A 22,055-nucleotide genomic window follows, 5' to 3' on the forward strand; every position below is an offset into this window, starting at 1 on the left:
CCTGCGGTTCACCGCGCGGGTGTGATGATCCGTTCGCCGGTGTCGGGGTGGTCCCAGATCAGGACCGGATGATCGTAGGTCTCCGACAGCAGGTCGGCGGTCATCACCTCGTCGACGGCGCCGGTCGCGAGCAGCCGTCCGGCCTTCATCACGGCGACGCGGTCGGCGTAGGCGGCCGCGAGCGTCAGATCGTGCACCACGAGGATCACCGTGGCGCCCGCCGCCGCACGGCGCGACAGGATCGTCAGGACCTGTTCGGTGTGCCCGATGTCGAGTGCGGCGGTCGGCTCGTCGAGCAGCAGGACCGGTGTGTCCTGCGCCAGCGCACGGGCCAGCGAGACCCGTGCCTGCTGCCCGCCGGAGAGCTGCGGGAACGGCCGATTCAGTAGATCTTCCAGCCCGCATTCGGCGATCGCGGCGTCGATCAGTTCCTCCGACTGCACCGCCTGCGGGGTGCGGGTCCACGGGAATCGGCCCATCTCGACCACTTCGCGCACCGTGAACGGTGTGTCGGCTCGGTTCTGCTGCGTCACGAGCGCGCGGGCGCGGGCGAGAGTGAGCGAGTCGGCCCGGTGGACGTCGATGTCGCCGATGCGCACGGTCCCGGACTCCGGTGCGCGGACTCCGGAGACCGCGGACAGCAGGGTGGACTTCCCGCATCCGTTCGGGCCCACGAGGGCCAGGATCTCGCCGGGGTGCGCGGCCAGGTCGACGCCGTGGACGATCTCCCGGCGGCCGATCCGGACGGTGACGTCCTCGGCGACGACTCCGCCGTGCACGGCGGTCTGCCCGGTCACCATCGTGCCGCCGCATTCCGCCGGCGCAGCAGGAGGAAGAACACCGGGCCGCCGATCAGCGAGGTGAGCATGCCGAGCGGCAGTTCGCCGCCGGTGAGTGTGCGCGCGGCGAGGTCGGCGGCGGCGATCACCAGTGCGCCGCCCAGTGCGCTCGCCGGAAGCAGCAGCGCGTGCCGCGGGCCCACCAGCAGGCGCATCACGTGCGGGACGATCAGGCCGACGAACATGATGATTCCGGTGAACGCGACGCCCGCCGCGGTGAGCATCGCGACCAGGACGATCACCTGGCGTCGCACGGCCTCCACGTTGACGCCGAGGGCGGCGGCCTGCACTTCGCCGAGGGCGAGCAGGTCGAGCTTCTTGACCAGCACCATTCCGCCCGCGAGGCCGGCGAGGGCGAGCGGTGCGACGATCTTCACCTGCGTCCACGAGACGTTGCCCGCCAGCGAACCGAGTTGCCAGAAGACGATCTGCTCGCGGGCTGCGGTGGAGGCGACGTAGGTCAGATAGGCGATGATCCCGAGCGCGAAGGCATTGACGGCGATACCCGTCAGGACCAGCATGATCGTCGACGACGCACCGTCACGGATGCTCAAGACGTAGACGCCGGCCGTGGTGAGGAGCCCGAAGAGCGCGGCGGCGCCGGCGACGGCCCAGCCGTTGGTTCCGGTGCCGCCGATCACGATCATCAGGCAGGCGCCGACCGCGGCTCCGGACGAGACGCCGATGATGCCCGGCTCGGCGAGGGGATTGGCGAGCACTCCCTGCAGCAGGCAGCCCGCCGTGCCGAGAGCGAGCCCGACCAGCAGCCCGAGCAGGATCCGCGGGAACCTCGAGACCCACAGCGCGTTCTCGCCCTGCGGATGCGTGGGCAGGGGACCGATGTCGAGGTGCCAGTGGTGCGCGATGGAGCCGAGCACCTCCAGAGGCGGAATGTGTACCTGTCCGGTGCCCGCGGAGACGACGACCACCACGCCGAGCAGGACGAGCGTCGCCGCCATCACCCACAGTGCGCGGCCGCGGAAGACCGACAGCGCGGCCGTCAGCCGATACCGCAACCCGGGAGCGCTGCCGGACCGCGGGTCCCGTGGTGCAGTGTTCCCGTGTCCGGTGTCACTGTGCCGCGGCTCGGCGCGGTCGGCGAGATCAGACATAGATCGCCTTCGCCAGCGCGCTGAGGACCAGACCGGTGTCGGGACCGAACATGAGGATCTGCGTCTCGTCCATCTCGACGATGCGCCGGTTGCGCCCGGCGGAGGTGTCGGCCACGGCCGGCAGCTGAAGGACCTTGTCGAGGCCGCCGACCGAGTCGGCGCCCTGGGTCATCACGAGCAGTACGTCGGGATCGGCCCGGATCATCGATTCGGCGCTGACTTGCGTGAACGGCGCGGTCAGGCCTGCCTTGGTGCCGGCGTCGCGACCGCCGAGCGCTTCGATGAGATCGTCCGCACCGGAACCCGGACCCGCGAGCAGGATCAGATGTTCGCCGCGGATGTACAGAAAGCCGATGGTCGGATCGCCGGTCGGGCGAGGGAGGAGGGCGCGGGCGTCGGCGATCTGCTTCTCGGTGCGCGCCACCAGTTTCTCGCCCTGCGCGGGTACGCCGAGCGCGGCGGCCACATCGCGGATGAGCGCGGGGCTGCCGGCCACCGACCGCTGGCCGGTGAAGACCGACACCGGGATGCCCGCGGCACGGATCTGGTCGACCGCACCCGCGGGTGTGGCGTCGTCGGTGACCAGGACGATGGACGGATTCTGCGCGAGGACGCGTTCGGGGTTGATCGCGTGGCCGGTCTCGGTCACGTACGGCAGCCGCGAGGCCGACGGAAAGGTGGTGGAACGGTCGCGGCCCACGACGTGCGTGCCCAGGCCGAGCGAGAAGACGATGTCGCCCAGCGTGCCGTTCCGATCGAGCGCGATGATCCGGTCGGCGCGGGGGCCCGGCACCACGGCGGAGTCGACCGGGACGACGTCGGCGTCCGGGAGCGCCGCGGTGGCGGGGCCGGAGCGCAGTGTCGCGCTGGTCGCGGTGGCGGTCGCGCCGGTGTCGATGGGCTCGGTGGTGCATCCGGATACGAACAGTCCGACGACCAGCAGCAGGGCCCAGACAGGGGCGATCGACATCGCGGACCGGGTAGGAGCCGTCACCTGAATCCGCCTTGTCATGCTCACAGTTCTGTTAGGCACACCTTACTGGTTGGTACCTCCTCGACGCACATCGGTGCGATTCCGGCCGAGCGGTGTCCGCGGCGGAGGCGTCCGTAGAATTTCCGTCATGACAGTTCGCGCACCACTGGTTCCCGGCGTCGTGGCTCCGACGCTGCCCGTCCCCGACTCGATCGAACGTCCCGAGTACGCGTGGAAGGACTCGGTGAACGAGGGCCACGAACCGTGGGTGCAGACCCCGGAGACGATCGAGAAGATGCGCGTGGCGGGCAGGATCGCGGCCAACGCCCTGGCCGAGGCGGGTCGGGCCGTCGCTCCGGGAGTCACGACAGCCGAACTCGACCGGATCGCCCACGAGTACATGATCGATCACGGCGCCTACCCGTCGACGCTGGGCTACAAGGGATTCCCGAAGTCCTGCTGCACCTCGCTGAACGAGGTGATCTGTCACGGCATCCCCGATTCGACGGTGATCGAGGACGGCGACATCGTCAACATCGATGTGACGGCCTACATCGACGGTGTGCACGGCGACACGAATGCGACGTTCCTCGCCGGCGACGTCTCACCGGAGGCGCGGGATCTGGTGGAGCGGACCAGGATCGCGACCGAGCGCGCGATCAAGGCCGTCAAACCCGGTCGCGCGCTCAACGTGGTGGGCCGGGTGATCGAGGCGTACGCGAACCGCTTCGGGTACTCGGTGGTGCGCGACTTCACCGGCCACGGGATCGGTGAGACCTTTCACAACGGTCTGGTGGTGCTGCACTACGACCAGCCGAGCGTCGACACCGTCCTGGAACCGGGGATGGTCTTCACCATCGAGCCGATGATCAATCTGGGCGGCCTCGACTGGGAGATGTGGGACGACGGCTGGACCGTGGTGACCGCCGACCGCAGGTGGACCGCGCAGTTCGAGCACACCCTCGTCGTCACCGACACCGGTGCCGAGATCCTGACGCTGCCCGACGAGAGCTGACTTCGGGGGTGAGCGGCGCACTTCTGGTCGGTGGCACGAGCAGCGACGCGGGCAAGAGCCTGATCGTCGCCGGACTGTGCCGGGCGCTGGCGCGTGACGGGATCACGGTGGCGCCGTTCAAAGCGCAGAACATGTCGAACAATTCCGCCGTCACCCTCGACGGCGGTGAGATCGGCCGGGCGCAGGCGCTTCAGGCGCAGGCCTGCGGGCTGGAACCGGACACGCGATTCAACCCGGTGCTGCTGAAGCCCGGCGGTGACCGGCGCTCGCACGTGGTGGTGCGCGGACGCACGGTCGGCGAGGTCGGGGCCGCCGACTATCAGCTCTGGCGTACCCGGCTGGCGGGTGTGGTCGCCGACGAACTCGCGTCGTTGCGACGGGACTTCGACGTGGTGATCTGCGAGGGCGCGGGCTCGGTCGCGGAGATCAACCTCCGCGCCACCGACATCGCGAACATGGGATTGGCCCGGGCGGCGAACATGCCGGTGGTGCTGGTCACCGACATCGACCGCGGCGGATCGCTGGCCCATCTGTTCGGCACCACGGCGGTCCTCGACGCGGACGACCAGGCGCTCGTCGCCGGATACATCGTGAACAAGTTCCGCGGCGATCCGGCGATCCTCGCTCCCGGACTGGAGATGGTGCGCGAGCGCACCGGGCGACCGACCTTCGGCGTGATCCCGTTCGCCGACGGTCTCCGGCTCGATGCCGAGGATTCGCTGGCCGCATCGGTCGGCGCCCGCGTGGGCGGACCTCGCGGCGTGGGCGGCGCCGGACGGGAACGGCTGTCGGTGGCCGCGATCCGGTTGCCCCGCATCTCCAACAGTACCGATGTCCTGGCTCTGGCGTGCGAACCCGACGTCGACGTGACGTGGGTCGACGACCCGTCGGCGGTCCGGGCCGCGGATCTGGCGGTGCTGCCCGGGACCCGCGCGACCCTCAGCGACCTCGCGTGGCTGCGGACCACCGGTCTGGCCGATGCGCTGATCGAACGTGCGCAGCGCGGCCGGCCGGTGCTCGGGGTCTGCGGCGGCTTCCAGATGCTGTGCCGGAGCATCGTCGACACGGTGGAGTCCGTCGGCACAGCGACGTCGGGTGTCGCCCGGCCCGTCGAGGGGCTGGGGCTGCTCGACGTCGACATCGAGTTCGCCGAAGACAAGACCCTGCGGACCTTCGACGGTCACGCGGCCGGTGAGCCGGTGCGCGGATACGAGATCCATCACGGGGTCGTGGTGCGCAGCGAGGAGCAGCCCTGGCTCGACTCCGCGGCGACCGGCCCCGAGGGCGCCCGCAGGGGAGCGGTCTACGGCACCCACTGCCACGGCGTGCTGGAGAGCGACGGCTTCCGCCGCGTCTTCCTGGCCGAGATAGCGCGGCGGGCGGGCCGGACGGCCTTCACCGCCGATCCGCGGCTGTGCGTCGCGCAGGTGCGCCGGTCGCAACTGGATCTGATGGCCGATCTGGTGTGCGAGCACCTCGACATGCCGAGTATCCACGGGTTGATCGAGGGCGGCCCGCCCGCGGTGCCCACCGTCCTATCCTGGCTTGGTGAACACCGCGCACCTGACCGTAGAGCATGACGGACTGACCTTCGACGTCGAGGAGAGCGGGCCCGCTCGAGGACCGTGGGTGGTGCTCCTGCACGGGTTCCCGGTGAACTCGCAGTGCTACGACGACGTGGTTCCGCGCGTGCACGAGGCCGGGCTCCGCACCCTGCGCATCGATCAGCGGGGCTACAGTCCCGGCGCCCGGCCCGAGGAGGTCGACGCCTACCGTCTCGACACGCTCGTCGGCGACGTCATCGGGATCCTCAACCACCTCAACATCTCGTACTCGATGGTCGTCGGCCACGATTGGGGCGGGATCGTCGCCTGGCATCTGGCGGCCAAGCATCCCGACCGCTTCACCGGCCTGGTGGCCGTCAGCACCGGACACCCGTCCGCGATGCGCGATGCACTCGCGGCGGGCGGCGATCAGCGTGAGCGGTCGGCCTACATCAAGGATTTCATCGCCGACGGCGCGGAGGAGAGGCTGAGCGCCCGAGACGGCGTCCTGCTCCGGCGTGCCGGCGTGACCGGCGAGGAACTCGCGCCGATCCTCGAGCCGGGTGCGCTGACCGGTCCGCTGAACTGGTATCGCGCCAACTTCACCGGCGACGTCGCGGCCACCCTGGCCTGCCCGCCGGTCGAGATCCCGACCACCATGGTGTGGAGCGACGGCGACGCGGCTCTGGGACGCGAACAGGCCGAGTTCAGCGGCCGATACGTCTACTCCGACTTCCGCTTCTCCGAACTCCACGGCGTCGACCACTGGATTCCCGAGAATGCGGCGGCCGCTCTGGCGAGCGAGATCTCCCTGCGGTCCTCGCGCTTCTGAGAACCCGCTCGGGCCGCCGCCGCCCTCACTCCAGGTCCAGGCCGAGGAGTGCGTTCTCGAGCACCTCCGGCATGGCGGGATGGATCCAGTACTGGCCGCGGGCCATGTCCGGCACCCGGAGACCGAAGCTCATCGCCTGGATGACGGGCTGGATCACGGTGGACGCCTGCGGACCCATCAGATGCGCGCCGAGCAGTTCACCGCTGCGACGATCGGCGATGAGCTTGCAGAATCCGGTCGTGTCCTCCATCGCCCAGCCGTAGGCGACGTCGCCGTACTCCTGCACCTTGACGGCGATGTCGCGCCCGGTTTCGCGGGCCTGCGCCTCGGTGAGTCCGACGGTGGCGATCTGCGGATGGGTGAAGACCGCGGCCGGCACGTACCGGTGGTCGAACGAGGCCAGCTCGTCGGCGTGCCAGCCGAGCAGCAGATTCTCCTGGACCACACGCTGCTCGTGGTTGGCGACGTGCTTGAGCTGGAACGGTGAACTGACATCGCCGAGCGCCCACACCTCGGGAGCCGGTGTGCGGCCGTGTGCGTCCACCGGCACGCGGCCGTCGGCGAGCAGCTCCACACCGATCGTGTCGAGGCCGAGGCGGTCGCCGTTGGGGGTCCGGCCGGTCGCGACGAGCAGGACGTCGGCATCGACGTGCCGGCCGTCGGTGAACGAGAGCCGGACGCCGTCGTCGCCGAGGTCGATCGCACCCGCGAGCGTGCTGTCGAGCCGGACGTCCCACTGCCGGCGGGCCACCGCGGTGAATCGCTCGCTGACGTCGTCGTCGAGCCGGCGCAGCAGCCGTCCGCTGCGGGCGACGACGGTGACGTCCACGCCGAGAGCGGAGAAGACGTGGGCGAACTCGGCGGCGATGTATCCGCTGCCGAGGATCGCCATCCGCTTCGGCAGGGCGGGCAGGCGCATCACGTCGCTGTTGGTGTAGTGATGAACGCCCGAATCGGCGATCACCTCCGGAATCTCCGACCGCGAGCCCGCGGCGACGACGACCTTGCGGGCCAGCACCAGGTCGCCGTCGTCGGTCACCAGGCGGTATCGGGCCGACTCGTCGTCGCGGCCGTCGAAGCGGACGTGGCTGGAGTAGACGGTGACGTTGTCGCAACGCTCCACCCGGTACTCCTTGCCGCCGGCCGAGATCGGGTCGATGCGGCCGAAGACCCGGTCGACGATGGCGGGCCAGTCGACCGATTCGACGCTCGCCTCGACGCCGTACCGGGCCGCCGACCGGACGGTGTCGGCCACGTCCGCGGCGTAGACGAACATCTTCGTCGGAATGCACCCGACGTTGAGGCAGGTGCCGCCGTAGACGCCCTCCTCGAAGATCGCGATGCTCATCGCGTCGAAGCGTTCGTCCGGGATGGAGTTGCCGCTTCCCGAACCGATGATCGCCAGATCGACCTGCTGAGCGCTCATCGCCGCGCCCCCTCGCCGAAGATCGTGTGCAGCCAGTTCTGCACTTCGTCGTAGGCGATGCGCCGGGGCGTCTCCAGAGAAAGGAAGACGTCGTGGCGGGCGTCGGGCACGGCCACCGCCCACACGCGACGGCCGATCACGCCGGACCACTGCGCGATCTGCTTCACGTCGAGCACGCAGTCAGCGGTGTCGACCGCAGGCTCGTAGGCCCCGGTGAAGCGGGTCTTGTCCGATCGCAGGACCAGGGCGGGCACGCCGATGTCGAGCCCCCGGTGCAGGCGATGCTGTCCCGCGCGGACGGCGGCCAGCCAGCCGAAGGTCACCGGGAAACCGCCGAGCGGCTTGCGCCGCAGATCGTAGGTCCACTCGCCGTGGGCGTCGGCGGACAGGCTCTCGCCGTACGCTGCCGAGAGTTTCTGCGGCAGCACGGCTTTGGCCCGAACTCGGCCGACTCCGCGGATCAGCAGATTGACGGCGTCGGTGCGCAGCAGGGGATCGCCCTGCAAGTCCAGCCAGGGGCTGTTGAGGACCAGCCCCTTGATGCGGCGGTGCCGGTCCGGATCGGTGCGCCGGAGTCGGTCGAGCCAGAGCGGCGTGATCAGTCCTCCGGTGGAGTGGGCGACCACGATCACCCGAGCCGGCTCGTCGCCGGACCCGGATTCCTCGGTCACGACATCGAGTGCCGCGTTCAGCTCCTGGTCGTAGAACTCGAGGTCGGTGGTGAAGTGCGGTTGCTGCCCGTCCAGGAGCGACCGCCCGCACTTGCGCAGATCGAGCGCGTAGAAACCGTAGCCCCGATCGTGGAAGAACTCGGCCAGCTCCTCCTGGAAGAAGTAGTCGGTGAAGCCGTGGACGTACAGGACCGTCCCGGCGGTGGCCGGTTCCGCTCCGGCCTGGCGGATCAGGGTGGCCTCCACGGCGCCCTCGCCGTCCGGGTCGTCGCCGAGGGGGATGGTCAGCACTTCGTATCGGTCGAGGAGTTCGTCGGGACGCCATTGCCGGCTTTTCACGCTGCTCACGCCGACCAGCTTAGGCCGCACCCGTCGGTGCGCGGATCGGGCGTCGGCGTGGCACCCGGTGTCGCACACCCCACACTTGCGCGCACCGATGCTGCCTCAGACAACGCGATGGTGAACAATGATCCGCGATACAGGTCGTGAATGCCCTATGGGTGGAGGAGTTCAGCAGCGTGGCCAAGGTGATTAAGACAGACGTGGCGCTCGTCGGTGCCGGAATCATGAGCGCCACGCTCGGCGCGCTGCTGCGCCGACTGGAGCCCAGCTGGTCGATCAGCCTGTTCGAGCGCCTGGAGGCGGCCGCCGCCGAGAGCAGCGACCCGTGGAACAACGCCGGCACCGGCCACTCGGCGCTCTGCGAGCTCAACTACACGCCGGCCGACGCCAACGGCGACATCGACATCACCAAGGCGCTGAACATCAACGAGCAGTTCCAGGTCTCGCGGCAGTTCTGGGCCTACGGCGTCGACAACGGCCTGCTCGGTGCGCCCGACGAGTTCATCAACCCGATCCCGCACGTGAGCTTCTGCCACGGCGCCGACGGCGTCGAGTACCTGCGCAAGCGCCATGCTGCGCTCTCGAGCCACACCCTGTTCGAGGGCATGGAGTTCATCGACGACGACGCCGAGTTCGCGGCGCGGCTGCCGCTGATGGGCGCCGGCCGCGACTACTCCGATCCGGTGGCCCTGAACTGGTACACCCAGGGAACCGACGTCGATTTCGGCGCGCTCACCCAGCAGCTGCTGAACTTCGTCGGCCGTGACGCCGACCTCTACTTCGGGCACGAGGTCCGCAACCTCACCAAGCAGTCGGACGGCAGCTGGGTGATGAAGATCCGCAACAACCGCACCGGCGAGAAGGTTCGCGTCGAAGCGAAGTTCGTCTTCGTGGGCGCAGGCGGCGGCGCACTGCACCTGCTGCAGAAGTCGGGCATCTCCGAGGCCAAGGGCTTCGGCGGCTTCCCGGTCAGCGGCGAGTTCTTCCGCTGCACCAACCCCGACGTGATCGCACAGCATTCGGCGAAGGTGTACGGCCAGGCCGCGGTGGGCGCCCCGCCGATGTCGGTGCCGCACCTGGACACGCGCGTCATCAACCACGACAAGGGCCTGCTCTTCGGCCCGTACGCGGGCTGGTCGCCGAAGTTCCTCAAGACGGGCGGCGTCATGGACCTGCCGAAGTCGGTGAAGCCGGGCAACCTGCTGCCGATGATGTCGATCGCCCCGCAGGAGTTCGGTCTGCTCAAGTACCTGATCTCCGAGCTCGCCGCGAGCCCCGCCGACCGCGTCAAGACGCTGCAGGACTTCGCGCCGCGCGCCGTCGGCGAGGACTGGGAGCTGATCACCGCTGGACAGCGCGTCCAGGTGATCCGCAAGACCGGTGTCGGCGGCAGCCTCGAGTTCGGCACCGCGGTGGTCGCGGAGGGCGACGGCACGCTCGCCGGTCTCCTCGGAGCGTCGCCGGGCGCCTCGACCGCGGTTCCCGCGATGATCTCGGTGCTTCAGCAGTGCTTCAGCGGTCGTTTCGAGGGCTGGACGAGCACCCTGACCGAGATGATCCCGTCGTTCGGCCAGAAGCTCGACGAGAACCCCGCCCTGTACCGCGAGTTGTGGGACTGGACCAACCGCAGCCTCCGGCTCACCGCGCGGCCCGACGCCTGATTCGATGAGTGACGCCGGCGTTCGCTTCCCGTTCAGCGCGGTGGTCGGACAGGATCGCCTCAAGCTCGCACTGATCCTGTCCGCCGTCTCGCCGGGGATCGGCGGTGTCCTGATCCGCGGTGAGAAAGGGACCGCGAAGTCGACCATCGTCCGCGGGCTCGCCCCGCTGCTCGGCGAGGATTCGCGCGTGGTCGACCTGCCGATCGGCGCCACCGAGGACCGGGTGATCGGGTCGCTCGACCTGACTCGGGTGCTGCGCGACGGTGAAGCCCGGTTCACGCCGGGTCTGCTGGCGCAGGCCGACGGCGGCGTCCTGTACATCGACGAGGTCAACCTCCTGTCGGACCATCTCGTCGACGTCCTGCTCGATGCGGCCGCGAGCGGCCGAGTCACCGTTGAGCGTGACGGCGTCTCGCACACCCAGGCGGCGGCATTCGTGCTGGTCGGGACGATGAACCCGGAAGAGGGCGAACTGCGTCCGCAGTTGCTCGACCGGTTCGGGCTGGTGGTAGACGTCGCCGGTGCCCGTGACGTCGACGAGCGCGTCGAGATCGTCACCTCACGGCTGGCCTTCGACGCCGATCCGCAGGGCTATGCGGAGCGGTTCGCCGACGCCGAGGCCGATCTCGCGCAACGGATCGTCGCGGCCCGCGACCGCGTCGCGACCGTCCGGATCCCGCAGCGGGAGCTCCGCCGGATCGCCGGCGTCTGCTCTCACCTCGACGTCGACGGTCTGCGCGGCGACATCGTCGTGGCCCGGACCGCCGCCGCACACGCCGCATGGCGCGGCGCCGACGAGATCGACGCCGACGACGTGCGGGTGGCCGTGGAACTGGCACTGCCGCATCGACGGCGCCGCAATCCCTTCGACGAGTCGAGCATGACCGACCAGCAGCTCGACGACGCCCTGGACGCCGGTGAGCAGGCCGCGGGCCCGCGGGACGAGTCCGAGTCCGGGCCGCAGCAGCCGGACGGACCCGACGACAGCGGCCCGAACTCAGACGGCCCAGACTCAGGCGGCCCAGACTCGGGTGGCCCGGAACCGGACGACGATCCGGACGGACCCGACACGGATCCTCCCGACACCGATCCGCCCGGCGGTTCAGGAGCGCCGACCGGCCCGGACTTCGGTTCGGCACCCGGTGGTGCCCGCATCCGCACCTTCCGCGCCGAGGGCGTCGGTGACGGTGATGTGGGCCGCCGTTCGCGGGCCCGGACCAGCCGCGGCATCACCACCCGGGCCGTCGACTTCGGTCCGCGGACCGGGGTGCACCTGTTCGGCACCGTGCTCGCCGCCGCCCACCGCAGCAGCGGCGACGGGCTCCCCGCGCTCATCGCCGACGATCTCCGCGGAGCCGAGCGCATCGGCACCGAAGCCAATCTCGTGGTCTTCGTCGTCGACCTCTCCGGATCGATGACCGCCCGCGCCCGGCTCACCGCGGTGCGCAACGCCTGCGTCGACCTCCTGCGCGACTCGTATACCCGGCGTGACCGGGTGGCGGTGGTCGTGGCCTGCGGAAGGGATGCCTACGTCGCGGTTCCGCCGACCCGGTCGGTGGACCTGGCGGTGGCGCGCCTGGCACAGGTGCGCACCGGCGGACGCACGCCGCTGGCCGAGGGACTGCACCGGGCGCTCGAGGTGATCGAGCGGGCCCGCCGCACCGACCCGGAGCGCAGGCCCCTGCTGGTGGCGCTCACCGACGGCCGAGCCACGGCCGGGGCCGACGCGCCGCGCCGCGCCGACGCCGCCGCGGACGAGGTCGCGCGCAGGGGAGTCTGCGCCGTTGTGGTGGACTGTGAGCAGGGCCTGGTCCGTCTCGGTCTGGCCGCCGACCTGGCGCGCCGGCTGGGCGCGCAGTACGCGACGATGGATTCGCTGACCTCGTCCGGACTGGCCGAGCACGTCCGCGGCGTCGCGTGACGCCGGTGGCTGAACTGGAGGATGCACTGTGCCCAAGGGCGTACCCGAGACCGTTCCCGACGACGGACTGACCACCCGGCAGCGACGCCGGCTGCCGGTGCTCGCCGTACACACCGGGGCAGGCAAGGGGAAGTCGACAGCCGCGTTCGGCATGGCGATGCGCGCCTGGAACGCCGGTCTGGACGTCGCCGTCTTCCAGTTCGTCAAGAGCGCGAAGTGGAAGGTCGGTGAGGAGAACTCCATGCTCGCCCTCGGCGGCCTGAATCGGGACACCGGCGCCGGCGGCCCTGTGCAGTGGCACAAGATGGGGCAGGGATGGTCGTGGATTCAGCGCGGTGACGACGCCGTCGAGGACCACGCCGAATCGGCGCGGGCCGGATGGGCGGAGATCACGCGGCGCCTCGCCGCGCAGGAGCACGACTTCTACGTCCTCGACGAGTTCACCTACCCGCTGCACTGGGGCTGGATCGACACCGACGAAGTGGTCGAGACCCTCCGCAACCGCCCCGGGACGCAGCACGTCGTCATCACCGGACGGTATGCGCCCCAGGCGCTGATCGAGGCCGCCGATCTGGTCACCGAGATGACGAAGATCAAGCATCCGATGGATGCGGGCCGCAAAGGCCAGAAGGGCATCGAGTGGTAGTCCCGGCGGTCGTGATCGCCGCGCCGGCGTCCGGCAGCGGAAAGACGACGATCACCACCGGCCTGATCGGCGCGCTCGTCGCCGCCGGGCACCGGGTCGCGCCCTTCAAGGTGGGCCCGGACTACATCGATCCCGGATACCACGCCGTCGCGGCGGGCCGGGTCGGCCGGAACCTCGACCCCAACCTGGTCGGCGCCGACGTCATCGCACCACTGCTGGCCGCGGGCTCCGCCGACGCCGACATCGCCGTGGTGGAGGGCGTGATGGGCCTGTTCGACGGCCGCATCACCGACGATCCCGACCCGCTCGGCGTCGGCTCCACCGCGCACGTCGCCACCCTCATCGGCGCACCGGTGATCCTGGTGGTCGACGCCGGCGGGCACAGCCAGTCGCTCGCCGCACTGCTCCACGGCTTCTTCGGGTACGACGCCCGGGTCCGCGTGGCGGGCGTGATCCTCAACCGCGTCGGCTCACCGCGGCACGAACAGGTCCTCCGACAGGCCTGTGACCGCGTCGGACTGCCGGTGCTCGGCGCGGTGCGGCGCGACGCCGACCTGACCGTGCCGTCGCGGCACCTAGGACTCATCCCGGCCGCCGAGCGCCGGCGGGACGCGCTGGACTCGGTGGCCGCGATCGTCGCCAAGGTGGGGGCGGCGCTCGACCTTCCGGCGATCGTCCAGATCGCACGCCGGGCCCGACCGCCCGCGGCGATCGCCTGGTCGGCGGCCGACGCGATCGCCGCCGCGGACCCGAGCGCGGTGACGGGCCCACACCGGCGGCCGGTGGTGGCCGTCGCGGAGGGCGCCGCCTTCACCTTCGGGTACGCCGAGCACGCCGAACTCCTGCGCGCGGCGGGAGCCGAGGTGGCCGGCTTCGACCCGCTGCACGACCCGCTTCCGGAGCACGCCGCGGCGGTGGTGATCGGCGGCGGCTTCCCCGAGGCCCACGCGGACGAGCTCGCCGCCAACCACTCCCTCCGTGCCGGACTGCGCGATCACGTGGCCGCGGGACGGCCGGTGCAGGCCGAGTGCGCGGGCCTGCTGTACCTGCTGTCCGCGCTCGACGGCGTCCCGATGGTCGGCGCACTGCCGGGCACCGGGGCCTTCGGGCCGCGGCTCACGCTCGGCTACCGCGACGCCGTCGCCGTGGCCGATTCGGTTCTCTATCGCACCGGTGAACGGGTGACCGGCCACGAATTCCACCGCAGCAGCGTCGATCTCGCCGCTGACGTGGTGCCCGCCTGGGGGTGGCACGGTGGCGACGGACCGGCGACCGACGGCGTGATCCACCGCGGGGTGCACGCGTCGTATCTGCACGTTCACCCGGTGGGACAGCCGGCCGCCGTGGCACGATTCGTGTCGGCGGCCGCGGCCGCCGACATTCCGACCCCTTCGCCGGAGGAGGCGGTCCGATGACTCGCAGGCGCGATCTGGCGGAGGTCCACGCGGCACTCGACGCGCTCGCCCACGCCAGCGTCGAGGACCCGACCGCGCTCCGCGACCTGCTCGAAGCGGTCCTGCTGGTGGGTCGCGGTCTCGAACTCGACCAGGCGCTGCAGCGGATCGTCGAGGTGGCGGCCGACGTCCTCGACGCCCGGTACTGTGCGCTCGGGGTCCGCGGGCCCGAGCTCGGTCTCCAGGCGTTCGTGTACACGGGCATCGAACCGGAGGTCCGCGCTCGGATGGGGCCGCTGCCGGTGGGCCGCGGCGTCCTCGGCGAACTGCTGCACCGTCCCGAGGTGCTGCGCATACCGAAGCTGTCCGATCATCCGGCCTCGGTGGGGTTCCCGCCCAACCATCCGCCGATGGACACCTTCCTGGGCGCGCCGATCATCGTCCGCGACGAGTTGTTCGGCAGCATCTACCTGACTGAGAAGCAGGGTGCCCCCGAGTTCACGCCGCTCGATGAGAAGATCGTCGCGGTCCTCGCGGTGGCCGCGGGCATCGCAGTCGACAACGCGCGCGCCTTCGAGCGGGCCCAGGCCCGGCTGCGCTGGATGCAGGTGATCGCCGACCGCGGATCCGAACCGCTGGCGGGCACGGCGCTCGAAGACACCCTCGACGGACTGTGCCGCGACGTCTCCGCGCTCACCGGGGCGGTGGACGTGTTCATCGTGACCGGCAGCGTCCTCACCGGACACACCGGTACCGCGCCCTGCACCGAGGACCTGTTCGAGGTCGTCGACCCGGACAACGAGCGCGCCGACGGCAAGCTCCTGGTCCGCGAGGTGCGAACACACACGGTGCCGTGGCTGCGGCACGGAGCGCGGTGGGTCTCGATGCAGCCCCTGCAGCCGACCAACGGCCGGAGCGCGATCGTCCTCACCCACCCCGAGCGACGGGTCTGGACCGGGGAGGAGGTCGCGGGCCTGCAGGGTGTCGCGCGCGTGGCCTCGCTGGCCCTGGCCTACGCCGACCAGCAGGAACTGGCGCGCGATCTGCAGTTGCTCGAAGACCGCCACCGGATCGCCCGCGACCTGCACGATCTGGTGATTCAGCGGCTCTTCGCGATCGGGATGTCGCTGCAGACCATGCAGGCCGGGTCCGCCTCGGCCGACGACGCCCGGATGGAGCAGGTCATCACCGACCTCGACGCCACCATCGCGCAGATCCGCACCTCGATCTTCGATCTGCAGGGCCTTCCCGGTCATGGCGAGGCGGCGACGCTGCGCAGGCGCGCGCTCGACGTGGTCGCCGAGTTGGCGACCCATGCGCCGATCGTGCCGAGCGTCGCGTTCATGGGGCCGGTCGACACGCTCGTCCCCGACGCCCTGGCGCCGCACATCGAGGCAGTGCTGCGGGAGGGCATCTCCAACGCGCTCCGGCATTCGGGCGCCGAGCACATCCGGGTGCGCATCGCGGCCGACGACGTCGTGACCGTCGAGATCTCCGACGACGGATGCGGTATTCCGCCGACCGCCCGGCAGTCGGGACTGGCGAACCTGACCCGCCGCGCCGACGACTGCGACGGCAGCTTCACGATCACCTCGAGCGCGGCGTCGGGCACCACGTTGACGTGGACCGCGCCGTTGCGCTGACGCCGTCGACTACCGTTCGCGTTCGCGCAGTTCGGTGGCCAGCACCGCCACCTGAGTGCGGCGCTGCATGTCGAGCTTCGAGAGGATGCGCGAGACGTAGTTCTTGATCGTCTTCTCCGCCAAGAACATCCGGTCGGCGATCTGCCGGTTGGTCATGCCCTGGCCGATCAGGGTGAAGACCTCGCGCTCCTGGCCGGTGAGCCGGGCCAGGGGATCGGACGGTTCACCGTCGCGCAGGCGAGCCAGCAGCGCGGCGGTGCTGCGGTCGTCGAGCAGCGATCCGCCGGCGCCGACCGTCCGCACAGCGGCGATCAGATTGTGGCCGAGGATCTGCTTGAGTACGAAGCCGGAGGCCCCGGCGAGGACTGCGGCGAGGAGGGCGTCGTCGTCGGCGTAGCTCGTCAGCATCAGGCAGTGCACCGACGGCTGCGCACTCCGCACGCTTCGGCACAGTTCCACGCCGTTGCCGTCGGGCAGCCGCACGTCGAGCACCGCGACGTCGGGTTTCGTCGCAGCGATGCCGACTCCGGCTTCGGCGACGGTGGCCGCCTCGCCGACGACCTCGAGATCGTCGGCGGTGCTGAGCAGATCGCGAAGGCCACGGCGGACGAGCTCGTGGTCGTCGACGAGGAACACGCGGTACTTACGAGGCGACTCGACCATGCCTCAACGCTACAACAGGGCGGCGGGCGACTCGGGGCCTAATCGCCACGGGACCTTCGCCCCCTGAAATCGCTGGTCGTGAGCGAGATCGTAGGAATATGACCAGTTTGATCGGCAAGCCCATGAGCGGCTCGGACCTGCTTCGCGAACTCCTGCCCGTCTGCGAGACGGAGGTGGAGCGCCACATGAAGATGACGAGGGACTGGAACCCGCACGACTACGTGCCGTGGGACGACGGCCGGAACTTCGCGGCGCTCGGCGGCGTCGACTGGGATCCGGAGCAGTCGCAGCTGTCGGAGACCGCCAAGGCGGCGATGATCACGAACCTGCTGACCGAGGACAATCTGCCGTCGTACCACCGGGTGATCGCCGAGAACTTCAGCCTCGACGACGCCTGGGGCTTCTGGGTGGGGCGCTGGACGGCCGAGGAGATGCGGCACTCGATCGTGATGCGCGACTACCTCGTCGTGACGCGGGGCGTCGATCCGGTGGAACTCGAGCAGACCCGGATGACGCACATGATCGGTGGGTTCAACCCGCTGCCGGACGACGACGGACAGCGCGACCACAGCTACGACATGCTCTTCGCGGTGGCCTACGTCTCGTTCCAGGAGCTCGCGACGCGCGTCAGCCACCGCAACACCGGCAAGGCCTGCGGCGACCCGATCGCCGACCGGATGCTCCAGCGAGTCGCTGCCGACGAGAACCTGCACATGCTCTTCTACCGGAACGTCGTCGCCGGGGCGCTCGATCTGGTGCCCGACGAGGCGATGGTGGCGATCTACACGATCGTCTCGAACTTCCAGATGCCCGGTGCGACGATGCCGAACTTCCGCAGGAACGCGGTCCTGATCGCCAAGGGCGGCATCTACGACCTGCCGCAGCACATGGCCGATGTCGTGATGCCCGTGCTGCGCAAGTGGCGGATCTTCGATCGCGACGACTTCGGCCCGGTCGGCCAGATGTACCGCGACAAGCTCGCCGCCTTCCTCGCCGAGATGGACATCAAGGTCGCCAAGTTCGAGGACGCCCGCGAGCGCGCGATCGAGCGGGAGCGCAGGCGCGGACTGCACGTCTAGCCGCCGGTGCGGTCCCGGTAGGCTGATCGCTCATGCAAGCGCATTACCTCGCGGGGCTGGATCTGCACGGACGCAAGGTCGTCGTCATCGGCGGCGGGAGCGTCGCGCAACGGCGCCTGCCGAACCTGATCGCCGCCGGCGCCGACGTCCACGTCGTCGCGCTCGACCCCACGCCGGCCGTCGAGTCGGAGGTCGCGATCACCGTGCATCGGCGTGCGTACGCCGACGGCGACCTCGAGGGAGCCTGGTATGCGATGGCCTGCACCGACGATCCCGACGTCAACGCGGCGGTGGTGGCGGAGGCCGAACGCAGGCGAGTGTTCTGCGTGCGCGCCGACGACGCCCGCCGCGGAACCGCCGTCACCCCGGCGTCCGGAGTCCACCGCGATCTGCAGTTCGGGGTGCTGGCGGCCGGCGACCATCGTCGCTCCGCGGCCGTGCGCGCCGCGATCACCGAGGCTCTCGCGGACGGCACCTCGCTGCGCATCGACGACGACCGCAGGCACGCCGCGGGCGTGGCCCTGGTGGGCGGAGGTCCCGGCGACGCCGATCTCATCACGGTGCGCGGCCGCAAGCTGCTCGCCGAGGCGGACGTGGTGGTGGCCGACCGGCTCGCGCCCATCGCACTCCTCGACGAGCTCGGTCCGCAGGTGGAGATCATCGACGCGGCCAAGGTGCCCTACGGCCGCGCGATGCGTCAGGAACAGATCAACGATCTCCTCGTCGACCGCGCGCGGGCGGGCAAGTTCGTGGTCCGCCTCAAAGGCGGCGACCCATACGTCTACGGCCGCGGATTCGAAGAACTCCAGGCCTGCGTGGCGGCGGGTGTGCCGGTCACCGTGGTCCCCGGCATCAGCAGCCCGATCGCGGCTCCCGGCCTGGCCGGAATCCCGGTGACTCACCGCGGCGTGACGCACGAGGTGGTCATCGTGTCGGGCCACGTGGCTCCGGGGCACCCCGACTCGCTCACCGATTGGGCGGCGCTCGCGCGGCTGCGGGGCACCATCGTGCTGATGATGGCGGTCAAGCGCATCGACGAGTTCGCGACGGCCCTGCTCGAGGGCGGGCGACCGGCCGACACCCCGGTGGCGTTCATCGAGAACGCCTCGCGGCCGGATCAGCGTCTCCTGCGCACCGACCTCGCGCACGCCGCGCAGACCGCTGTCGACGAGAAGCTGATCGCCCCGGCGATCGCGGTGATCGGTCCGGTCGCCGGTTTCACCGACGCCGACCGGGCTCTGCGGTTCTGAGCGGGTGGTCGAGATGAACGCACGCACAGCCGCAGGACTCTCCGGACTGATCCTGCTCGTCGCGGCCGTCGCCTCCTGGTTCGTGCCCCCGTCGGTCACGGCGATTCTCGTCGCGCTGGCCGTCGTCGTCATGTCGGCCTGGCAGATCCATCGCCGCCGCGCGGGCATCGCGCCCACACCGCCGAGCACCATGACCACCTTCGTCATCCCGCTCACGTTCGGAGCGCTGGCGGTCGTCGCGCTCAACGGCTGGATCTACCGGATCTCGGCGGAGGCAGGCGATTCCGGCGAGCTGCAGACGATCGGCCTGGTCACCGGCGTCATCGGCATGGCCGCCGCGTACGGGTACGGCCGCCTCCGGGCACAGAAGGCACAGCTCGACGAGGTGGTCGAGGTGAATCCGGCCGACGACACTCCGGAGACCGACGACGACCAGTGGTTCTTCCCTCAGGCCAAGTGACCGGCTCTCGCGCCGTGCGAGTCGCGGTGCGGACCGCCGATCAGGGTTCGGATCAGCCGGTGACGACCGTGATCTGCGACTCAGCGGTGATCTCGACGCGCTGGCCGGCGTCGGACAGGACGGCGGCGAGCGCGTTCACATCCCGGGCGTTCCGCCGGGTCCGGACCAGTTCGCGCGCCACCAGTCCCTTGAAGTGCTTGTTGAAATGGCTCACGACCTTCCGCGAGCCGTCCGCGGCCTCGGTCACCACGGTCGCGGTCACCGCACCGTCGACGGGACCGAGTTTCTGGTAGACGCCCGAGCGCAGATCGACGACGAAGTCGTCGATGCGGTCGAGAGCGGGGGACAGCACCGGCTTCCACAGTGCGCCGAGGGTGCCGAAACCGGGCAGCCGGGACCCGCCGGAGAGCCGGTAGGCCGGGATGCGGTCGTCGGCCCGGACCACGCCGAACAGCGCCGAGCCGATCATCAGTCGGTCGCCGGCCTTGGTCTTGGCCGCGCGGGTCATGCCCGGATAGTCGAGGGCGTCGTACAGGACGCCGGTGTACCGGGTGATCGCGGTGCGCGTCGGCGACTCCCAGAGATCGGCGTTGCGCTCGATCTCGGCGACGGCCGTCGCACCCAGACCCAGCGCTGTGCGGGATGCGTCGAGATCGGCGGAGAGGTCGACGATCGCCTCGGCGAGCTTGCGCCGGACCGGATTGAGCTCCGGCAGAACCAGCGAGTCGAGATCGAGCGGAGCGGCCTCGCCGCCGTCCGACTTGGTCTCCGAGGGAGGCAGGATGACGAGCACGCGACCACCCTAACGAACCCGCCGGTGATCCCATTAAGCTGGTACATCGTGATCACACGGATGTCGAACCTGTTCCTCCGCACCCTCCGCGACGACCCGGCCGATGCCGAGGTGCCGAGCCACAAGCTGCTCGTGCGCGCGGGCTACATCCGGCGTGCCGCCCCCGGCGTCTACGAGTGGCTGCCCTTGGGGCTCAAGGTGTTCCGCGCGGTCGAGAACCTCGTTCGCGAGGAGATGGACGCGATGGGCGCGCAGGAGATCCTGTTGCCCGCGCTGCTGCCGCGCGACCCGTACGAGACCACCGGGCGCTGGACCGAGTACGGGCCGGCGTTGTTCCGCGTCAAGGACCGCAAGGGCGCGGACATGATGCTCGGGCCCACGCACGAGGAGATCTTCACGCAGCTGGTCAAGGGCGAGTACAGCTCGTACAAGGATCTGCCGGTCACCCTGTACCAGATCCAGACCAAGTACCGCGATGAGGAGCGCCCGCGGGCCGGGCTGTTGCGTGGCCGCGAGTTCGTGATGAAGGACTCGTACTCGTTCGACCTCGACGAGCGGGGTCTGCAGGCCTCGTACGACGCTCATCGTGCCGCGTACCAGCGCATCTTCGACCGTCTCGGCATCAAGTACGTCATCGTCGCGGCGACCTCCGGCGCCATGGGCGGCAGCGCCTCGGAGGAGTTCCTGGCCGAATGCGAGGTCGGCGAGGACACCTTCGTCCGCAGCACCGAGTCGGGCTACGCGGCCAACGTCGAGGCCGTGGTGACCCCGGTTCCCGAGGCGATCCCGCTCGACGGGCTCCCCGAGGCGGTGGTCCACGACACCGGCGACACCCCGACCATCGAGACCCTGGTCGACTGGGCCAATCGCGAGCTCGACGGTGAGTACACCGCCGCCGACACCCTCAAGAACGTGATGGTCAAGATCCGCAGGCCGGGAGGTGAGTGGGAGATCACCGCGGTGGCGGTGCCGGGTGATCGGGAGGTCGACTTCAAGAGGCTGGAGGCCTCGGTGGAGCCGGCGGAGGTGGAACTGCTCACCGACGCGGACTTCGCGGCCAATCCGCAGCTCGTCAAGGGGTACATCGGACCGAAGGCCGTCCAGGCGGCGGGCTTGGCGTACCTGGTCGACCCGCGTGTGGTCAGCGGCACCGCGTGGATCACCGGGGCCGACGCGCCCGGTAAGCACTACGTCGATCTGGTGTGCGGCCGCGACTTCACTCCCGACGGCGTCATCGAGGCCGCCGAGGTGCGCGCCGGTGATCCGTCCCCGGACGGCAGAGGTGTGCTCGAGGCCGCCAAGGGCATCGAGATCGGTCACATCTTCCAGCTCGGCCGCAAGTACACCGACGCCTTCGAGTTCGACGTGCTCGGCGAGAACGGCAAGCCGGTGCGCCCCACGATGGGCTCGTACGGTCTCGGCGTCTCGCGGATGGTCGCGGTGCTCGCCGAGCAGTGGCACGACGAGAAGGGCCTGCGCTGGCCGCGCGAGGTGGCGCCGTTCGACGTCCACCTGGTGATCGCGAACAAGGACGAGGCCGCGGTGGCCGGTGCGCAACAGTTGGCCGCCGATCTCGACGCCGCCGGACTGTCCGTGCTCTTCGACGACCGCAAGGCTTCGCCCGGCGTCAAGTTCAAGGACGCCGAGCTGCTCGGTATGCCGGTCGTGGTGGTCGTCGGCCGCGGCTGGGCCGACGGCACCGTCGAGATCCGCGACCGGCTCACCGGAGAGACCTCCGCGGCGCCGGTCGACGGAGCCGTCGACGCGGTGGTCACGGCCGCGCGCGGCTGA

General features: G+C 70.3%; 19 protein-coding genes. 12 read left to right on the plus strand and 7 right to left on the minus strand.

All coding sequences use genetic code 11. The features are described 5' to 3' along the window. Positions 1-8: 8 nt before the first annotated feature. From ACZ5QD_RS03755 to ACZ5QD_RS03765, 3 genes are read right to left on the minus strand one after another with little or no spacing between them, the layout of a single operon-like run. Positions 9-800: a heme ABC transporter ATP-binding protein gene (locus ACZ5QD_RS03755; RefSeq protein ID WP_045538423.1), complete on the minus strand. Its 792-nt coding sequence runs from the start codon at positions 798-800 to the stop codon at positions 9-11. After that, complete coding sequence (locus ACZ5QD_RS03760) at positions 794-1,951, minus strand: FecCD family ABC transporter permease (protein WP_156150468.1); 1,158 nt, start codon at positions 1,949-1,951, stop codon at positions 794-796. Before ACZ5QD_RS03760 ends, ACZ5QD_RS03755 begins: the two co-directional genes overlap by 7 nt. Further along, the gene (locus tag ACZ5QD_RS03765; protein ID WP_082781262.1) at positions 1,944-2,945 is read right to left on the minus strand and encodes an ABC transporter substrate-binding protein; all 1,002 of its coding nucleotides are present in this window, start codon (positions 2,943-2,945) and stop codon (positions 1,944-1,946) included. Before ACZ5QD_RS03765 ends, ACZ5QD_RS03760 begins: the two co-directional genes overlap by 8 nt. Before the next feature lie 127 nt (positions 2,946-3,072). On the opposite strand from ACZ5QD_RS03765, the gene map reads away from it, so the two are divergent. Genes map through ACZ5QD_RS03780 form a run of 3 tightly spaced genes read left to right on the plus strand, consistent with a single transcriptional unit; the run spans position 3,073 to position 6,315 of the window. After that, entirely contained in the window at positions 3,073-3,939 is an 867-nt protein-coding gene (map, locus tag ACZ5QD_RS03770) for a type I methionyl aminopeptidase (protein ID WP_062366811.1), read from the plus strand. An 8-nt stretch (positions 3,940-3,947) separates the two neighbouring features. Continuing rightward, complete coding sequence (locus ACZ5QD_RS03775; protein WP_222111139.1) at positions 3,948-5,519, plus strand: cobyric acid synthase; 1,572 nt, start codon at positions 3,948-3,950, stop codon at positions 5,517-5,519. Further along, complete coding sequence (locus ACZ5QD_RS03780) at positions 5,488-6,315, plus strand: alpha/beta fold hydrolase (RefSeq protein ID WP_308128703.1); 828 nt, start codon at positions 5,488-5,490, stop codon at positions 6,313-6,315. The genes ACZ5QD_RS03775 and ACZ5QD_RS03780 overlap by 32 nt, the downstream gene beginning before the upstream one ends. Before the next feature lie 25 nt (positions 6,316-6,340). Here ACZ5QD_RS03780 and ACZ5QD_RS03785 read toward each other — a convergent pair whose 3' ends face one another. Both ACZ5QD_RS03785 and ACZ5QD_RS03790 read right to left on the minus strand, forming a co-directional pair. Continuing rightward, complete coding sequence (locus ACZ5QD_RS03785; RefSeq protein ID WP_464367119.1) at positions 6,341-7,741, minus strand: mycothione reductase; 1,401 nt, start codon at positions 7,739-7,741, stop codon at positions 6,341-6,343. Continuing rightward, positions 7,738-8,769, minus strand: coding sequence for an alpha/beta hydrolase (locus ACZ5QD_RS03790; protein ID WP_039868030.1), 1,032 nt, complete (start codon positions 8,767-8,769; stop codon positions 7,738-7,740). The genes ACZ5QD_RS03785 and ACZ5QD_RS03790 overlap by 4 nt, the downstream gene beginning before the upstream one ends. Before the next feature lie 209 nt (positions 8,770-8,978). Here ACZ5QD_RS03790 and mqo point away from each other — a divergent pair, with 209 nt between their 5' ends. The 5 genes from mqo to ACZ5QD_RS03815 are packed head-to-tail and all read left to right on the plus strand — an operon-like array spanning position 8,979 to position 16,019. Beyond that, positions 8,979-10,415 carry a malate dehydrogenase (quinone) gene (mqo, locus tag ACZ5QD_RS03795; RefSeq protein ID WP_464367256.1) on the plus strand — a complete coding sequence of 479 codons (1,437 nt, stop codon included), beginning with the start codon at positions 8,979-8,981 and terminating at the stop codon, positions 10,413-10,415. Between the two features lie 4 nt (positions 10,416-10,419). Continuing rightward, positions 10,420-12,336, plus strand: a complete 1,917-nt coding sequence (locus ACZ5QD_RS03800) for an AAA family ATPase (protein ID WP_006897871.1) — start codon at positions 10,420-10,422, stop codon at positions 12,334-12,336. 28 nt (positions 12,337-12,364) lie between these two features. Then, entirely contained in the window at positions 12,365-12,982 is a 618-nt protein-coding gene (cobO, locus tag ACZ5QD_RS03805; protein ID WP_045541006.1) for a cob(I)yrinic acid a,c-diamide adenosyltransferase, read from the plus strand. Continuing rightward, a complete protein-coding gene (locus tag ACZ5QD_RS03810) occupies positions 12,976-14,397 on the plus strand; it encodes a cobyrinate a,c-diamide synthase (protein WP_464367120.1) in 1,422 nt (473 codons plus the stop codon). The genes cobO and ACZ5QD_RS03810 overlap by 7 nt, the downstream gene beginning before the upstream one ends. Continuing rightward, positions 14,394-16,019: a GAF domain-containing sensor histidine kinase gene (locus tag ACZ5QD_RS03815; RefSeq protein WP_006897868.1), complete on the plus strand. Its 1,626-nt coding sequence runs from the start codon at positions 14,394-14,396 to the stop codon at positions 16,017-16,019. The genes ACZ5QD_RS03810 and ACZ5QD_RS03815 overlap by 4 nt, the downstream gene beginning before the upstream one ends. 9 nt (positions 16,020-16,028) lie before the next feature. Here ACZ5QD_RS03815 and ACZ5QD_RS03820 read toward each other — a convergent pair whose 3' ends face one another. After that, entirely contained in the window at positions 16,029-16,682 is a 654-nt protein-coding gene (locus ACZ5QD_RS03820) for a response regulator (RefSeq protein ID WP_006897867.1), read from the minus strand. A 98-nt stretch (positions 16,683-16,780) separates the two neighbouring features. Between ACZ5QD_RS03820 and ACZ5QD_RS03825 the strand changes: the two genes are divergently transcribed. From ACZ5QD_RS03825 to ACZ5QD_RS03835, 3 genes are read left to right on the plus strand one after another with little or no spacing between them, the layout of a single operon-like run. Next, positions 16,781-17,761: an acyl-ACP desaturase gene (locus ACZ5QD_RS03825; protein WP_039868014.1), complete on the plus strand. Its 981-nt coding sequence runs from the start codon at positions 16,781-16,783 to the stop codon at positions 17,759-17,761. Positions 17,762-17,793: 32 nt separating this feature from the next. Then, entirely contained in the window at positions 17,794-19,011 is a 1,218-nt protein-coding gene (gene cobA / locus ACZ5QD_RS03830) for a uroporphyrinogen-III C-methyltransferase (protein WP_006897865.1), read from the plus strand. Positions 19,012-19,024: 13 nt separating this feature from the next. Further along, positions 19,025-19,471, plus strand: coding sequence for a hypothetical protein (locus ACZ5QD_RS03835; RefSeq protein ID WP_006897864.1), 447 nt, complete (start codon positions 19,025-19,027; stop codon positions 19,469-19,471). A 52-nt stretch (positions 19,472-19,523) separates the two neighbouring features. Here ACZ5QD_RS03835 and yaaA read toward each other — a convergent pair whose 3' ends face one another. Next, positions 19,524-20,264 (minus strand): peroxide stress protein YaaA, encoded by a 741-nt coding sequence (yaaA, locus tag ACZ5QD_RS03840; protein WP_045539947.1) that lies wholly within the window; start codon positions 20,262-20,264, stop codon positions 19,524-19,526. A 60-nt stretch (positions 20,265-20,324) separates the two neighbouring features. Here yaaA and ACZ5QD_RS03845 point away from each other — a divergent pair, with 60 nt between their 5' ends. After that, positions 20,325-22,055: a proline--tRNA ligase gene (locus ACZ5QD_RS03845; protein ID WP_045539951.1), complete on the plus strand. Its 1,731-nt coding sequence runs from the start codon at positions 20,325-20,327 to the stop codon at positions 22,053-22,055.

Source organism: Gordonia sp. J1A, from assembly GCF_055393515.1.

Bases quoted from the DNA above. Each gene is read 5' to 3' on its own strand.
- ACZ5QD_RS03755 (WP_045538423.1), bottom strand. From the start codon at position 800: ATGGTGACCGGGCAGACCGCCGTGCACGGCGGAGTCGTCGCCGAGGAC.
- ACZ5QD_RS03760 (WP_156150468.1), bottom strand. From the start codon at position 1,951: ATGTCTGATCTCGCCGACCGCGCCGAGCCGCGGCACAGTGACACCGGA.
- map (WP_062366811.1), top strand. From the start codon at position 3,073: ATGACAGTTCGCGCACCACTGGTTCCCGGCGTCGTGGCTCCGACGCTG.
- ACZ5QD_RS03785 (WP_464367119.1), bottom strand. From the start codon at position 7,741: ATGAGCGCTCAGCAGGTCGATCTGGCGATCATCGGTTCGGGAAGCGGC.
- mqo (WP_464367256.1), top strand. From the start codon at position 8,979: ATGAGCGCCACGCTCGGCGCGCTGCTGCGCCGACTGGAGCCCAGCTGG.
- ACZ5QD_RS03800 (WP_006897871.1), top strand. From the start codon at position 10,420: ATGAGTGACGCCGGCGTTCGCTTCCCGTTCAGCGCGGTGGTCGGACAG.
- ACZ5QD_RS03815 (WP_006897868.1), top strand. From the start codon at position 14,394: ATGACTCGCAGGCGCGATCTGGCGGAGGTCCACGCGGCACTCGACGCG.
- ACZ5QD_RS03820 (WP_006897867.1), bottom strand. From the start codon at position 16,682: ATGGTCGAGTCGCCTCGTAAGTACCGCGTGTTCCTCGTCGACGACCAC.
- ACZ5QD_RS03825 (WP_039868014.1), top strand. From the start codon at position 16,781: ATGACCAGTTTGATCGGCAAGCCCATGAGCGGCTCGGACCTGCTTCGC.
- cobA (WP_006897865.1), top strand. From the start codon at position 17,794: ATGCAAGCGCATTACCTCGCGGGGCTGGATCTGCACGGACGCAAGGTC.
- ACZ5QD_RS03835 (WP_006897864.1), top strand. From the start codon at position 19,025: ATGAACGCACGCACAGCCGCAGGACTCTCCGGACTGATCCTGCTCGTC.
- ACZ5QD_RS03845 (WP_045539951.1), top strand. From the start codon at position 20,325: ATGTCGAACCTGTTCCTCCGCACCCTCCGCGACGACCCGGCCGATGCC.